This is a genomic window from Bacteroides sp. D22 (assembly GCF_000163675.1).
Taxonomy (GTDB): domain Bacteria; phylum Bacteroidota; class Bacteroidia; order Bacteroidales; family Bacteroidaceae; genus Bacteroides; species Bacteroides xylanisolvens.
The window spans coordinates 104,110-119,503 of sequence record NZ_GG774803.1; the positions used below are offsets into that span (position 1 = coordinate 104,110).

General features: G+C 39.6%; 15 protein-coding genes. 6 read left to right on the forward strand and 9 right to left on the reverse strand.

The genetic code is table 11. The features are described 5' to 3' along the window. Positions 1-83 precede the first annotated feature (83 nt). From rpsA to HMPREF0106_RS14880, 6 genes are all read left to right on the forward strand, one after another. Positions 84-1,883 (forward strand): 30S ribosomal protein S1, encoded by a 1,800-nt coding sequence (gene rpsA / locus HMPREF0106_RS14905; protein WP_008645692.1) that lies wholly within the window; start codon positions 84-86, stop codon positions 1,881-1,883. A gap of 293 nt (positions 1,884-2,176) precedes the next feature. Further along, positions 2,177-3,115, forward strand: coding sequence for a ribonuclease Z (locus tag HMPREF0106_RS14900; protein ID WP_009039701.1), 939 nt, complete (start codon positions 2,177-2,179; stop codon positions 3,113-3,115). Further along, positions 3,105-4,646, forward strand: a complete 1,542-nt coding sequence (locus HMPREF0106_RS14895) for a L,D-transpeptidase family protein (RefSeq protein ID WP_009039702.1) — start codon at positions 3,105-3,107, stop codon at positions 4,644-4,646. Before HMPREF0106_RS14900 ends, HMPREF0106_RS14895 begins: the two co-directional genes overlap by 11 nt. A 24-nt stretch (positions 4,647-4,670) precedes the next feature. Continuing rightward, positions 4,671-5,222, forward strand: coding sequence for an RNA polymerase sigma factor (locus HMPREF0106_RS14890; RefSeq protein ID WP_008016827.1), 552 nt, complete (start codon positions 4,671-4,673; stop codon positions 5,220-5,222). 47 nt (positions 5,223-5,269) lie between these two features. After that, a complete protein-coding gene (locus tag HMPREF0106_RS14885; protein WP_008645696.1) occupies positions 5,270-5,647 on the forward strand; it encodes a hypothetical protein in 378 nt (125 codons plus the stop codon). A gap of 27 nt (positions 5,648-5,674) precedes the next feature. Further along, complete coding sequence (locus HMPREF0106_RS14880; RefSeq protein ID WP_004315845.1) at positions 5,675-6,142, forward strand: hypothetical protein; 468 nt, start codon at positions 5,675-5,677, stop codon at positions 6,140-6,142. 218 nt (positions 6,143-6,360) lie between these two features. Here HMPREF0106_RS14880 and mazG read toward each other — a convergent pair whose 3' ends face one another. From mazG to HMPREF0106_RS14835, 9 genes are all read right to left on the reverse strand, one after another. Beyond that, a complete protein-coding gene (gene mazG / locus HMPREF0106_RS14875) occupies positions 6,361-7,149 on the reverse strand; it encodes a nucleoside triphosphate pyrophosphohydrolase (protein ID WP_008020955.1) in 789 nt (262 codons plus the stop codon). Positions 7,150-7,186: 37 nt separating this feature from the next. Continuing rightward, positions 7,187-8,356, reverse strand: coding sequence for an ATP-binding protein (locus tag HMPREF0106_RS14870; protein ID WP_008771152.1), 1,170 nt, complete (start codon positions 8,354-8,356; stop codon positions 7,187-7,189). Positions 8,357-8,491: 135 nt separating this feature from the next. Continuing rightward, complete coding sequence (locus HMPREF0106_RS14865) at positions 8,492-9,262, reverse strand: zinc ribbon domain-containing protein (protein ID WP_004315848.1); 771 nt, start codon at positions 9,260-9,262, stop codon at positions 8,492-8,494. An 11-nt stretch (positions 9,263-9,273) separates the two neighbouring features. Beyond that, a complete protein-coding gene (locus HMPREF0106_RS14860) occupies positions 9,274-9,861 on the reverse strand; it encodes a hypothetical protein (RefSeq protein WP_008771153.1) in 588 nt (195 codons plus the stop codon). Positions 9,862-9,872: 11 nt separating this feature from the next. Continuing rightward, positions 9,873-11,147 carry a DUF805 domain-containing protein gene (locus HMPREF0106_RS14855; RefSeq protein WP_004315850.1) on the reverse strand — a complete coding sequence of 425 codons (1,275 nt, stop codon included), beginning with the start codon at positions 11,145-11,147 and terminating at the stop codon, positions 9,873-9,875. Positions 11,148-11,153: 6 nt separating this feature from the next. After that, a complete protein-coding gene (locus HMPREF0106_RS14850; protein WP_004315851.1) occupies positions 11,154-12,272 on the reverse strand; it encodes a hypothetical protein in 1,119 nt (372 codons plus the stop codon). Between the two features lie 2 nt (positions 12,273-12,274). Continuing rightward, on the reverse strand, positions 12,275-12,832 hold the full coding sequence (locus HMPREF0106_RS14845; RefSeq protein ID WP_008645402.1) for a PD-(D/E)XK nuclease family protein: 558 nt from the start codon (positions 12,830-12,832) through the stop codon (positions 12,275-12,277). 393 nt (positions 12,833-13,225) lie between these two features. Continuing rightward, positions 13,226-14,128 carry a helix-turn-helix transcriptional regulator gene (locus tag HMPREF0106_RS14840; RefSeq protein WP_004315852.1) on the reverse strand — a complete coding sequence of 301 codons (903 nt, stop codon included), beginning with the start codon at positions 14,126-14,128 and terminating at the stop codon, positions 13,226-13,228. Positions 14,129-14,207: 79 nt separating this feature from the next. Further along, positions 14,208-15,260: a DUF3810 domain-containing protein gene (locus tag HMPREF0106_RS14835; RefSeq protein WP_015532482.1), complete on the reverse strand. Its 1,053-nt coding sequence runs from the start codon at positions 15,258-15,260 to the stop codon at positions 14,208-14,210. Positions 15,261-15,394 lie beyond the last annotated feature (134 nt).

Consider the following 15,394-nt stretch of genomic DNA (forward strand, 5'->3'; position numbering starts at 1 on the left):
AAGAAAATATTTCTACCTTTGCGCCCGATTTATAGATAATATAATGTCTTATTTAATTAAAGTATTAAACAATTTTATTATTAATGGAAAACTTAAAGAACGTAGCTCCTATTGAAGATTTCAACTGGGATGCTTATGAAAATGGCGAAACAGTAACCAACGTTAGCCACGATGAACTAGAAAAAGCTTACGACGGTACGCTTAACAAAGTGAACGACCGTGAGGTTGTTGACGGAACCGTAATCGCAATGAACAAGCGTGAAGTAGTTGTGAACATCGGTTACAAATCAGACGGTATCATCCCTTTGAATGAATTCCGTTACAATCCGGACCTGAAAGTAGGTGATACTGTAGAAGTATACATCGAAAACCAGGAAGACAAAAAAGGACAGCTCGTTCTGTCACACAGAAAAGCCCGCGCTACTCGTTCTTGGGATCGCGTTAACGCTGCTCTGGAAAATGAAGAAATTATCAAGGGTTACATCAAGTGCCGCACGAAGGGTGGTATGATCGTAGACGTATTCGGAATCGAAGCATTCTTGCCGGGTTCTCAAATCGACGTTAAACCGATCCGCGACTATGATGTATTCGTTGGCAAAACAATGGAATTCAAAGTGGTTAAAATTAACCAGGAATTCAAAAACGTTGTTGTATCTCACAAGGCTCTTATCGAAGCTGAACTGGAACAACAGAAGAAAGAAATCATCGGTAAACTCGAAAAAGGACAAGTTCTTGAAGGAACTGTTAAAAATATCACATCTTACGGTGTATTCATCGACCTTGGTGGCGTAGACGGTTTGATCCACATCACTGACCTTTCTTGGGGACGTGTTAGCGATCCGAAAGAAGTGGTTGAACTGGATCAGAAGCTCAACGTTGTTATCCTTGACTTCGATGACGAAAAGAAACGTATCGCTCTTGGCTTGAAACAACTGACTCCGCACCCATGGGATGCTCTTGATACTGACTTGAAGGTTGGTGACAAGGTGAAAGGTAAAGTGGTTGTTATGGCTGACTACGGTGCATTCATCGAAATCGCTGCTGGCGTAGAAGGTTTGATCCACGTTTCAGAAATGTCTTGGAGCCAACACCTGCGTTCTGCACAAGATTTCATGAAGGTAGGCGACGAAGTAGAAGCTGTTGTTCTTACACTTGACCGCGAAGAACGTAAGATGTCTTTGGGTATCAAACAACTGAAACAAGATCCATGGGAAACAATCGAAGAAAAGTATCCTGTAGGTTCTAAGCATACTGCAAAAGTACGTAACTTCACTAACTTCGGTGTATTCGTAGAAATCGAAGAAGGTGTAGACGGCTTGATCCACATCTCTGACCTTTCTTGGACTAAGAAAGTAAAACACCCGTCAGAATTTACACAGATTGGTGCTGACATCGAAGTTCAGGTATTGGAAATCGATAAAGACAACCGTCGTTTGAGCCTTGGCCACAAACAACTCGAAGAAAATCCTTGGGATGTATTCGAAACTGTGTTCACTGTAGGTTCTGTACACGAAGGTACTATCATCGAAATGTTGGATAAGGGTGCTGTTGTAGCTCTTCCTTACGGTGTAGAAGGTTTCGCAACTCCGAAACACCTTGTAAAAGAAGACGGTTCACAAGCACAGTTGGATGAGAAACTTGAATTCAAAGTGATCGAGTTCAACAAAGACGCTAAGAGAATCATCTTGTCTCACAGCCGTATCTTCGAAGATGTAGCTAAAGCTGAAGAAAGAGCAGAAAAGAAAGCTGCTTCTGGCGCAAAGAAAGCATCTTCTGGTAAGAGAGAAGATTCTCCGATGATCCAAAACCAAGCTGCTTCAACTACTCTGGGCGACATCGACGCTCTGGCTGCATTGAAAGAACAGTTGGAAGGAAAGAAATAATCAGAACAGAATATTTTCAGATGAAGGCGCTCCCGGTTGGGGGCGCCTTTTTTTATTCACCACAGAGGACGTAGAGGACACAGAGGGTAAGAAGGATATGGAGAGGATATAGAGGACAGGAAGGATATGGAGAATACAGAGGGGGTGAAGGCTTGATTTAACAAACTAACGATGGCGATATATTTTATTTATATAAATCTACCCTCTGCGTCCTCCGTGTCCTCTGTGGTGAATAGAAAAAAAAGTTTCTTCCTTTGCAAGATTGAATCTGAAATGCTTTATCTTTGCATACCATGGAAAAATTTGAGTTACATATATTGGGATGCGGTTCCGCTTTGCCTACCACGCGACATTTTGCGACCTCTCAAGTCGTGAACCTGCGTGAAAAACTATTTATGATTGATTGTGGCGAGGGAGCACAAATGCAGTTACGCCGTTCGCGACTGAAATTTTCCCGATTGAATCATATCTTCATCTCTCATCTACATGGTGACCATTGTTTCGGATTGTTGGGGCTGATCTCTACATTCGGATTATTGGGAAGAACAGCCGATTTGCATATTCATTCTCCACGAGGACTGGAAGAGCTGTTTGCGCCGATGCTTGCTTTCTTTTGCAAGACTTTGACTTATAAGGTGTTCTTCCATGAATTCGAAACGAAAGAACCGATGCTCATTTACGATGACCGTTCGGTGACTGTGACCACCATCCCTTTAAAACATCGAATTCCCTGCTGCGGTTTCCTTTTTGAAGAGAAACAGCGTCCGAACCATATTATCAGAGACATGGTGGACTTTTATAAAGTCCCCGTCTATGAACTGAACCGTATCAAGAACGGAGCAGACTTTGTAACTCCCGAAGGAGAAGTAATACCCAATTTGCGTCTGACCCGTCCTTCGGCTCCGGCTCGTAAATATGCTTATTGCTCCGATACAATCTATCGCCCGTCGCTTGCCGAACAAATCAGCAATGTAGATTTGCTTTTCCATGAGGCTACCTTTGCGCAGACAGAGCAGGCACGTGCCAAGGAAACTTATCATACTACGGCTGCGCAAGCCGCACAACTAGCTTTGGACGCCAATGTGAAACAATTGGTGATCGGACACTTTTCAGCCCGTTACGAGGATGAATCTATTTTGCTTAATGAAGCGTCCGCCATTTTCCCGCAAACCATTTTAGCGAAAGAGAATATGTGTATTGACGTTGATGGAGGAACTGTGTATGAGAAATAGACGCCTGCTTTGGGGAGCGGTAATCCTGTTCGTCGTTTGTTTGGCAGCCTGTAAGAAAGAGAACCCCCAATCTCCGATACCGGACTCTCTGGCTTCCCTGCAAGAACTGTTCAACCCTGCTTATCAAATAGATGCCGACAGTATTCGTCTGATGATTCGTTCCTATTTGAACGAAAGCCCCGTAACTCCCTGGGATTCGGCTTTGTTGGCCCATTATCGGGAAAAAGATGAATTCTTCTGGTTGAATGACTCGCTTGTGTCCGATAAACCTGCCGCACAGGTGGCGGACTCTATGTTGTTCTGGTTGGGAGACATCTCACGGCATGGCATTAACCCGAATCTTTATTCGGTCGATAGCATCCGTGAGAGATTGCAACAAATACGTTCTTTGAAGTTGCAGGAAGGAAAGACAATGAACCGTCTGTTGGCAGATGTGGAATATCAGTTGACAGCCGCATATCTTTCGTATGTGTGCCAGTTGAAGTTTGGTTTCCTGCCTTCGGAACGCAGATGGAATGATTCGATCAATCGTATCCCCTTAAAACATTGTGATGTAACTTTTGCAAATGCCGCCCTCGATTCCTTGCGTGCAAATCCAATTGCTGCTCTTCATGGAGCACAACCTTCTTCTCCGCTTTATCGCAAGATGCAGGAAGAACTGGTTCGTGTAAATGCTTGGGGGAAAACGGATACTACGGATTATTACCGGAATCGTCTGTTGGTAAATATGGAGCGGGCACGTTGGCAATATGCATTGGACAAAGGACAGAAATATGTGATAGCCAATGTGGCGGCATTCATGTTGCAGGCAATCAACGAAGAAACGGACTCTATCCTGGAGATGCGTATCTGTGTGGGGAGTGTGAAAAATAAAACTCCTCTGTTGTCGAGCAGGATTTATTATATGGAACTGAATCCGTACTGGAATGTACCTCAAAGTATTATCAGGAAAGAAATCATCCCTACTTATCGCAGAGATACGACCTATTTCACCCGTAATCGCATGAAGGTATACGATAAGAACGGCTTACAAGTAAACCCTCATCAGGTTAATTGGGCTAAATATGCAGGAAAAGGTGTACCTTATACGGTGAAGCAGGACAATAAAACGGGGAATTCATTGGGACGCATCATCTTCCGCTTTCCTAATCCTCATTCCGTATATCTGCACGATACTCCTTCCCGGTGGGCTTTCACGCGAAACAATCGTGCGGTGAGCCATGGTTGCGTCCGCCTTCAGAAAGCACTCGACTTTGCTTTCTTCCTGTTGAAAGAACCGGATGAATTATTGGAAGACCGTATCCGCATTGCAATGGATATCAAGCCGGTGAGTGAAGAGGGGAAGAAGCTGCCTGTCAGTGCGGCCTATCGCGAACTGAAACATTATAGTTTAGAGAAATATATACCTTTATTTATAGATTATCAGACAGTTTATCTGTCTGCCGATAATAATTTGAGGTATTGTGAGGACATTTATAAATATGATCCGTCTTTACTAGAGGCAATGAACAACCTGAATTTGAAACCATAAATAAACATACAGATACAAGAGATTATGATTCCTTATAACGAACGCGAAGTTCTGAAACTCCTTCAGGAGGAGAGTACACAGCGGAAAGGATTTGAAATGATTGTGGCGCAGTATAGCGAGCAATTATATTGGCAAATCCGCCGGATGGTACTGTCGCATGAGGATGCGAACGATCTCCTGCAAAACACTTTCATCAAGGCATGGACGAATATCGATTATTTCCGTGCCGAGGCGAAACTGTCTACCTGGCTCTATCGCATCGCGCTGAACGAATGTCTTACCTTTCTGAACAAGCAGCGCGCTATGACTACCGTGGATATTGACGATCCTGAAGCTGCGATTGTGCAGAAGCTGGAAAGTGACTCCTACTTTTCGGGCGACGAAATACAGTTGTGTCTGCAAAAAGCTCTATTGACTTTGCCGGAAAAACAGCGTATGGTGTTCAACCTGAAATATTATCAGGAAATGAAATACGAAGAGATGTCGGAAATCTTCGGCACATCGGTTGGTGCGCTCAAAGCGTCATATCATCATGCGGTGAAGAAAATAGAGAAGTTTTTAGAAGAAATAGATTAAACCTTTTAAATTGGACGTTGTCTAAGTAAAAGAGAGGAGAAAAACGTATGAAAGAAGAAGATATCCTATTGAAGAAGCTTGGTAAGGAAAATTCCTTCAAAGTGCCTGATGGTTACTTTGAAAACCTGACTTCGGAGGTAATGAATAAACTTCCTGAAAAAGAAAAAGTAGTTTTCAAGGAAGAACCTGTCAGCACATGGACAAGACTGAAACCATTGCTCTATCTCGCTGCTATGTTTGTGGGTGCGGCCCTGATTATCCGGGTAGCGTCGACAGATCACAAACCTGCTGCGATCGATGAAGTGGCGGTGACGGAGGTGGATACTGAAGTTGTATCGGACGAAATGCTGGATGTGGCACTAGACCGCGCTATGCTGGATGATTATTCGTTATATGTTTATTTGAGTGACGCAAGTGTAGAATGATTTATTAAAACTGATTGAATACAGAAAATGAGAAAACTAATCGCATGGGTTGTTTTGTTGTGTGGCTTTATGCCTGTTCTTTGGGCTGCTGACGGATGTGATCAGCATTTATCCCGGGAGGAGTTCAGGGCAAAACAAAAGGAATTCATTACCGAACAGGCAGGATTGAGTAAAAAGGAGGCAGCCAAGTTCTTTCCCGTCTATTTTGAACTCCAGGATAAGAAGAAGAAGCTGAATGATGAATCGTGGGATTTGATGCGCAAAGGTAAAGATGATAAGACGACGGAAGCTCAATATGCAGAAATCAACGATAAGATAGCCAACAATCGTATTGCTGCCGATCAGCTTGATAAGACTTATCTGGGTAAGTTCAAAAAGATTCTTTCCAGTAAGAAGATATTTCTCGTGCAGCGTGCGGAAATGCGCTTCCACCGGGAGATGATAAAAGGAATGAATCGTGGCAAGGATAAAGGAAACGATTCGAAGAAGAAATAAAGAAAAATAGAGCGTCTAATTTGTATGAATAGACGCTCTGTTTGAGTAAAATAGAGGCTCTACTCGCACGGAATAGAGCCTCTATTTTTTTATTTAGACAGCATTGATTTTAAGTATTCTATTTCTGCAATCAATAGTGGAATATCCTGTTTGGCATGTGTTATGAACTCCAAATCATCTTTCGATGATGGCATTTAAATCAATGTTACTCATGGGTCTTACAGTCCTTTTTTCTTTGCTTCATTCCAAATAGCATCCATCTCTTCAAGAGACATATCCTTCAGGCTTTTTCCTTCTTTGATAGTATGTTCCTCCAAATAATTGAAGCGACGGATAAACTTTTGATTGGTAAGTTCCAAAGCGTTATCAGGATTGATCTTGTAGAGACGCGCTGCATTGATAAGGCTAAACATGACGTCACCGAATTCAGCTTCCGCCTTGTCCTTATCCATATTAGCCACTTCATCTTGAAACTCTCCGATTTCTTCCTTCACTTTATCCCATACCTGTTCACGCTCTTCCCAGTCGAAACCTACATTGCGGGCTTTGTCTTGAATACGATAAGCCTTGATGAGCGAGGGGAGGGCAGCGGGTACACCGCTCAATACACTCTTATTGCCGTCTTTCTCCTTTAGCTTCAACTGTTCCCAATTTTCGGAAACTTGTCCTGCTGTCTCTGCTTTTACCTCTCCGAATACATGCGGGTGACGGAAAATCAGTTTATCACACAGTTTGTCGCAAACATCTTTGATGTCAAAATCTCCTGTTTCCGAGCCTATCTTGGCATAGAAAGCAACGTGCAATAATACGTCACCCAATTCCTTGCAGATTTCTTTCTTGTCATCCCTCATCAGGGCGTCGCAAAGTTCGTAAGTCTCTTCTATGGTGTTGGGACGCAGACTTTCATTGGTCTGTTTGCGGTCCCAGGGACATTTAACACGCAGTTCGTCGAGAATGTCCAGGAAGCGTCCGAAGGCTTCCATCTGTTCTTGTCTGGTATGTGACATAAATATATTTTGTATTAAAATTGTTATAAGGCTATTATTAATAATTCATTCCGAAATTCCAAAGTGGAATAATATTCCCGTATCCGGTTTCTATATCATCTTTTACAATGTATCCTTCTTTGGCTCCGGTTATTTGTTGTTGTCCTTTGTTTTTTCCGCCTATTTCAAATGTTCTTTCTCCTATTTGGAAATCTGAGATTTTGGAAGATATAATATCCTGTTTAACTCGCATTTGGTTATAAAAAAATGTTTCGCGGATATTACCGATATTGGAATTCTCTCTTCCTAATGCATAAATGAGATTAGTATTATCAAGATATATTTTTTCTACTTTGCCCAGACCTCTGACCCCGCCTGTGTCATCGCGAACTTGAGCTATCATCCCCGCTTTCTCGATATAAAGTAAGTAATCGCTTAAATAATTACGACTAACTCCAATGATGTCAGCAAGTTTTTGCATGACAGGCTTAAATGGAACGCTTTTGGCAATAATCATCAACAGTTGTTTCAATTTACGTCCTGTGGAGACATTCATATTAGCATATTGAGGTATGTCATTTTCCATAGTCTGGTTGATTACTTGGTTCAACTCGATTTCAAAAGTGATATCTTTGCTAAACGGGTAATAGCCGTGTTGTATATATTCAGCGAATAGCGGAAGTGGATGTGCTATTCCCGGAATTTCAACTTTATGTTCCAGTATCTCTTCTAATGTGTAGACTGGTACATGAATTTGATGGAACATACTTAAATATTCTCTGAAAGACAGCCCTTGCATTTCATAGATGGGGGCACGTCTGCTTAAATCTGCCGTTCCTTTATAAATATCCAAAATAGAGGAACCGGTGAAAAGAACTTGCATATCAGGATAAGAATCGAATATCTGCTTCAATTCACGAGACCAGTTAGGGTATTTGTGTATTTCATCAATAAATAGGTGCTTGCCACCTCGTTTGCTGAATTTGTCTGTTAGGTCAATCAGGGAATTATCGGCAAAGTACATATTGTCTGCTGAAACATACAATGTGTCTTTCGGATTCATGTTCTGCTTGATATGTTGAAGGAACATGGTGGTTTTACCTACCCCGCGTGGCCCAACAAGTCCGAGCATATGGCTATCCCAGTTTATTTCAGTATACTTGTATCGGATGAAATCGGTACTTGTAGCTTTAAGGAGTTTATTGAAGTTTTCGTATAATCTGTCCATGGTTGGTATATATTTATATGCAAATATACGTCAATTGCACAACAAAAGTGCAGAAAACTATAATTTTCTGCACTTTTGTTGTGCAATTGGTAAGGCTAATCAAATGAAAATGTCTTCTTGAGGGATTTAGTTGGCTCAATCCGTTAATAATTCCGCTTGTATATATAGAATATAGCTGATTATCCAAAACTCAATAAAAGAAATAATTGTATTAGTCATACTAAATTCATCTTCTGATATTAGAGCGGCGGCAGATATAACTATGATTAGAGATGCCAACATTCCCCATCCTAATTTATTTAATAGTCCGTTGAAGTGTCGGATAAATTGGACTCCAATTATGGTTGATGTAATAAGCATACCTAATATAACAAAAAGAGAGATAAGTATTCCAATGTAATCTTCGTCTGCAATAGAGATTAAATCCATACATAAAATCAAAAAAGATACTACTACAGTGATTATAATATTGGTAATTAATAAGCCGCTCATGGGTTTGGTTTGTTGTTTCATCCCTATATATAAGGCGTAAGCGAATATTATATCGACCAAGCCAGACAATAAGTCAGCCACCCATTCTGGAATATAGGTTGCCCACTGCATGATTTGTAGCCATTTGTGTGGATTGGTAAGGTGGCATACTCCACTTTGATGTGACATTGAAATGAATGTCGCAATGACTCCTGTCCAAAATAGGATTAGGACAAAGTCAGAAATGGGAGTTTTTAAATGATTCACTTCTGTTTTATGATTATTTGAATCCCTTTGAAAGGACACTTCTGTAGTGGCTTGATTTTTTGTATTGGAAACTGAGTCTTCCAACCATTCTCCGCAGTGCCTGCATTTCTTTGCAGTTGCTTGTATCTCTTCGCCACAGAAAGGGCATTGTTTGGTATTGTTTATCATGTTTTCAAGTTTTATTTTATTCTTATCAGTTTAATAACTCCATCTGTTGCATCGAACGACATATTGTCTCCTTTAATATTCACATTCTGGTAACAGTCTTCGTTGTTTTCGTTTTCTGAATACCAATTATAGAGATGTTCTTTCAATTCTTCTATTGATTCTTGAATGAGTGATTGCCCATAGTTTTTAATAAAACTTTGTGCAAGAGATTCGGATAATCTATCTGCGCCCGGGAAACTAATCCCCTCAAAAGTGACTTTCAGAGTCGACAGGTCGTAAGTGAAATAGATGTCACCGACTTCTATCTTCCATGTACCTTCAATGATACTTTTGCATTGCATATTATATTCTTGTCCGTCTTCAACTTCTCCACATTCGGTGAAGTAGGTTGTTTCTTTTAAGTCTCCTCCAGGAATACTCCCTTTCACAGAACCGAAATCATAATAGGTTTTCTCTTTGCATCCGTCTTCTTCGACTATGCGGATGCTTTCCCATGTGCCGCACGCTTTTTTTGCCATTTCCATATCGTTGCATGAGGTGCAGAAGATACACAAAAGAGATAATAGAGTGAATGATGTAAGTAAGTTGTTATGTTTCATGATGGTAAAATTTAATTCGTTGTAATGGTAAGTCCGTTGGCATAGCTGACGTTATATACGAAATTGGGAGATATGTTGTGAAAACCATCGAATACAACCTGATACTCTTTATTTCCCAAATTATGAAACTCTTCTATTTGTACTTCGTCATGGGGCAAATAGTTGTCGAATATCTCAAACCATTGGCTGTTGAAAACAACTTTGCGTTTTTTAAGACATTCTATTGCTGTATGCCCCAAGTCACTCTCGGTGAAATCACTCCTGAAGCTCCTGTTGCCACTTGCGTATGCCTGTAATAGTCGAGAGAAGTTTGAGAAATCGAATTGTTGCAATAACCATTTAAATTCGGTATTGGAGATGACAAGTAAATCGTCATTTTCTACAAGTTCTTCGGTGAGGGTTAGCAAACCTTCTCCTTTGTATCCTTTAGTTATGGCTTGTTTCATGTTGTAGCAGAAGGTATAAATGGCATAATAGCAAGAGAAATCGTGTATAATGCGTTTTTTTATTTCCGCATTGTTTCCGCTATTGATGCTTTGCCTGTTTTTTGAATAACCTATATTGCCCAATGTATCCACTCCTGCGGTGTCTCCGTCAAGAGTCCAATCGCTGTGTTGAAGTTGAGGCATTTGGAGATGGTTGGCAGATTTGAAATAGGTGAGTACAACCAGAATGGCTACAACTACTATCGACGCATTGAGCACAATTTTGTCGGTAATGGTTAAAGGAGTGGAGGCGTTAGCTGCATTTCCTTTCTTGCACAGCAGGAAGAGTAGCCAAAAGATACCGACTAAGGGGAGGAGGACAATCAGAAACCACCATCCGCTTTTTCCAATGTCGTGCAAGCGACGTATACCGATGGCGAGTGAAGGAATGGTGAGAGTCAGTGAGACGATTGTGAATAGCCAACCATAGCCGAGGCTTTCTCCAAATAGTTGGAAGTCGATTCCCGATAATATATCTATGCATGATGCGGCAATAGCTATGATGTTGTAGAATAGGATGTAAAGCCAATATTGCTTTCTTGTGGCCATTCCGTTAAAGTCGGCATATTGCTTGCATATGACACGGATGAAATAGTGGGATAAGAAAGAGGGCTGTGGGGTCTCTTTGTTCTCGCAGCTTGTGGCATCTTCTTCTCTTTGTTCGGTGCAAACAGGGCAGGCAACCATTTTCTTAGTTACCGTTTGCTTTTCTTCTAACCATTCACCACAGTATTTGCATTTTTTGGCTACAGCCAAAATCTCTTCTCCGCAAAAAGGGCATTTTTTTGTTTCTTTTTCCATAGTATCTTATTTCTTTTGAAGTGAAGAAATTGTATATAAAACATTTTTTTTCTCATTGACAAAGAATGAAACTTTCACGCTAAACGTTTTTTTTCCTTCATTATTACGGAATTGATAGGTGAAGTTGGTTCCATCTATTCTTTGAATGGTATATTCCCCAATTAATGATTTGTTATCAGTACGTAATTGTTCCAGATATCTTTTCCCTGCATTTATTTCCGGACTGTTGCTATCCGCCATTTCTTGATATACCGTTCCGGTGAATTTGGCACCCAATTTTGTTTTAATTCTATTGTAGGTGTTCAAATCAATTTCTCCTTTGCGTAGCCTTTCTTGTGCTATACGGAGTTTGCTTGCATTGGCTATCATTTCTTTATATACAGGACTGTCAGTCGGCTCCAGCTGTTTTTTAAGTCCTAATTTCTGTTTTATGTATTCTTGGGTTTTAGGTGATTCTTTTTGTATCTCATATTTGTTATTCAGAAAATCTTGTTGGCATAAAAAAGTCATCACGTCTATGCGAAAACAACGTTCTTTTTCGCTATTGTTTTTATTGTTTTTAGCCGGATGGCATACTCCTACTAATTTTCCATTCAGATAGGCATTTTGGTCTATTACTTGATATTGGGGAAATAGTGAATTTACTTGGTAATGCTCTTCTTTAGGATATGAACGGTCTATTGTTTCCCATTTTCCTTTCTTATCATGTAACCATTCCCATGTTTGGGCGGCCCGAATTAAATATAAAGAATCAGCTATTCTTTCTTGTACTATTCTTTCGGCATCATTGACCTTTTGGATGGAGTCTACTCTTTTTTGTTCTAACTCTTTCTTGCTAATAGCATTTTCTATTTCTACTTTGATTTTTTCGAATTCTTTTGATTTAGCTTTTAAACTTTCCATTGATTCACCTAAGTAAATAGTTGGAAATTTATATTTGAAATCTTCTAATTTATATATTTTGCAGATTCTTAGAAGTGAATCTCTCGTATTTTGTAATTTTTGAGAGAATACTTCTGTCTTGCTTTTCTTTGCCTTAACGAATTTTGATAAGTCTACTATTTGTGCACTTGTCTTACATATTCCTGTACAGAGGAATAGGCATATTAATAGAAATTTTCCCATAGTTACCAATATCTTAACCAAAACTCGTTAAACAAATCGCTTTCCGAATCTTGCTGTTCATAATCATTTAAATCTCCCAAGCAGAATGGAATATATCCGTTCTCTTTACATTCGTTTGCCAGCATAGCCGGCATTTCATCCAAGGCGGTGATTAGTATATAATGCCTTTTAGTATTAGGCATATACTCTTCACATACTTGGTCGAAAATGGCCTTGTATCTTGCTAATTGATTATGGTGAGTTGGTGTATACGCTTTGTTCTCAATCAAAACAGCATGAAATTCTTCTTTTCCATTGCATGTAATCCGTATGTTTGCCCATAGGTCAATATATTTCCATTGTTTCCAAGTTTCAACAGAAGTGACTTGCACGTCGTCTGTCATTTCGATGCCAATCAGTTTGCCGAGAATCTTTCTACAATATTGATAAAGGATAGGTTTCTCTTCACTGTATTGCTGTATAGATCTACGTAATGTCCATGAAAGAATAAAGTCTATCATGGTTTCTTTTTGAGAATCTCCTTCGGAAGAATCTTTCATTAGTAATGATACTTTTTCCATGTTTTATATAATTTAAAATGAATGTATGGGTACAAAAAAAAGAGCGTAAAACTAACTTTTAGCTTATTTGATTAGGTAGGTTCTGGTAAACCTTATGATCCAAATAAGTAAAAGCAGTCCACGCCCTATTCGGGTGTGAACGTCACTTCAACTTATTATTTCGGATCATTGAATAAATTTACCAGATTTACCTAATCGAAATAATACGTCTTAACGTTCAATCAATATGTCTGAAAATTTTAGTTCTCTGTTTCTTACTACTTCTTTTTAATGATTATACATCACAAAACTAAGAAACATTTTTTAGAATTAAAAGAATTTTATCAGAAAAGATGACCGGACTGCTTTATTATTTACTAATGAATACTCACTTCATTACATTTATGATAATATTCATTGATATAGTTGATTCATTTTTTGAATCATTGTTCCGATTTGAATTCTGAACCATTGAGGTTCTAGAACTTCTACAAGATTTCCATGCGATAGTATAGCTTGACAGAAATCATAGGTAGGACGTAATGAATAATCGAAAATGGAATAGTTACTATGTGTTTCACTTTCTTTTTGAGAATGGTGTAACGGGAGGGAACGGAAATACTTACATTGGTTTCCGTAGACTTTTATTCTGATTTTTTCTACATCATATTCTTCATCGACAATAACTCCGAAACTGTTGTCGAAGTAGACTTTAGGATTGAACGTTTGAGGACACTCAAATGATAAATCTGTTTGTTCCATTTCGAGTATTCGCTCGAGGGAGTAGATCAACACTTTGTTGTAATACGGACTTCGTGCTGCGATATACCAACGCTGTTTGAAGGCTTTTATACAATAAGGTTCAATTTGAAATGTATATGATTTGTCCTGCCAATAACTTTGATATGTTATTTCCAACGTTATACAATTATGAATAGCTTCAATGGCTGGTATCAGATATTGTTCTCCTGAGGGATAGTCTTCTAGTAGAATTTTATCCTTTAATTTGTGGCTTTTATTGAGGGTTGTATTGACTGCAAATGTATTCAAGAGCCATTTTCTGAGTCCTTCCTTTTTAAGTTCTTCAGTGTTTTCTATGTAATAATTACATCCGTTATGTCTATCGCATTCTATGTTAATGTCGAATAGTTCCTCAATAGCTTTCCGGTGATTATGAAAAGTCCGATTGGGGATTTCCTCCCCATTACTCATTTCACACTGCAGCCATTTACGATTAATTTCATCCAGTGTTATTGTTCCAGCCCGATAGATTGTGTCTACTAACCAGAGATATCTATTAAAGAGATCTTTTGCCATAAAGAAATCAGTTTATCCGTTTTATATTAGTGCTGCAAATATCGTGAAACTATGTGCCAAAACAAGGCACAATCTATACTTATTTCTTTTTCCACTCCTGATAGGAAATCAGCAGCCCCACTACTTCCGAGTAGTTCTGCCGTCCGCTTTCTATCTTATTCCCTTTCAGATAAAGATCGTATATCCAATCCTGCACAGCACCAACTACAGGGCTATACTTGGCAGCCCAATACGCCTGGTTATTTTTAGCCAATTCGATAATTTCCGGTCGGATGCGTTTAAACAGTCGGGTGTATTTTTCTTCCGGGAGTAATCTTTGCGCATTTCCCAATACATGTCCCAATATAGAAAAATATCCGGAAAAACGGATTCCCATCGCTTCTGAACGGGTGCAAATCTGATAAGCATAGAAATTAGCTTCCGCTTCGCTGGTGATACCTAATAAATGGGCTAGTTCGTGAGCATAAGTGGCCGGATAATTAACGGGAAGCAAATCTCCGTTGAGTGTAAACTCGCAGAAGAAAGGCCCCATGCTACCCGTTACCCCTACCATCGAAATGAAGGGAGTGAATAACATTGTTTTTACCCTCGGATGCTCGTGTGGAGGGCGATTTACGCCCAGGCTATCACTTAACTGATGATAGATTCGCACAGTTTCCTCTCGTATCAAATCTTGATTGATACTATTGACAGGAGTATACGAACGGTTCAGTTGAGTAATATAATCATCTACGAATTCTTGGAAAATCTCGGGAGTATAGGCGGTATACGGGATTTCTGTTCGTTGATAGAAATTTTTCTGCGAGTAGTTCAGTCCCCATGCCAGATAGAACCATACATAAATCCATAATAAGTATTCCCCGTCGCGCAATAAGATTTTCTTCCAAGGCAACTTCTTGCGGAGACGGGCATAAAAGGGATAAACAATCACGCCTGTGATGCTAAGGAAAATAAATAAATCCCCTATGGCAAAAGGAAATAAACCGGAAAAAAACGACAGGACGTAGGAGATAAGGGGATAGATTGTTTGAGAATAGATCGTTGCCAGAGCAGGAATCCATTGCGTTAGCCACACCAGGATTAATAATGCTCCTAAGGCTACATATCTTACATTTGGCTTATTTTTCATCATTTGTATAAAATCAGTCAACAAAAATATGCATTTAATAAACGTCGCGCGAAAAAATACCTCTATATTTGCAAAAAATCTGTTAACAGTGACTTTGTGTACCTGCGTAATCAGAGAAAGTTATTCAACATAAACCG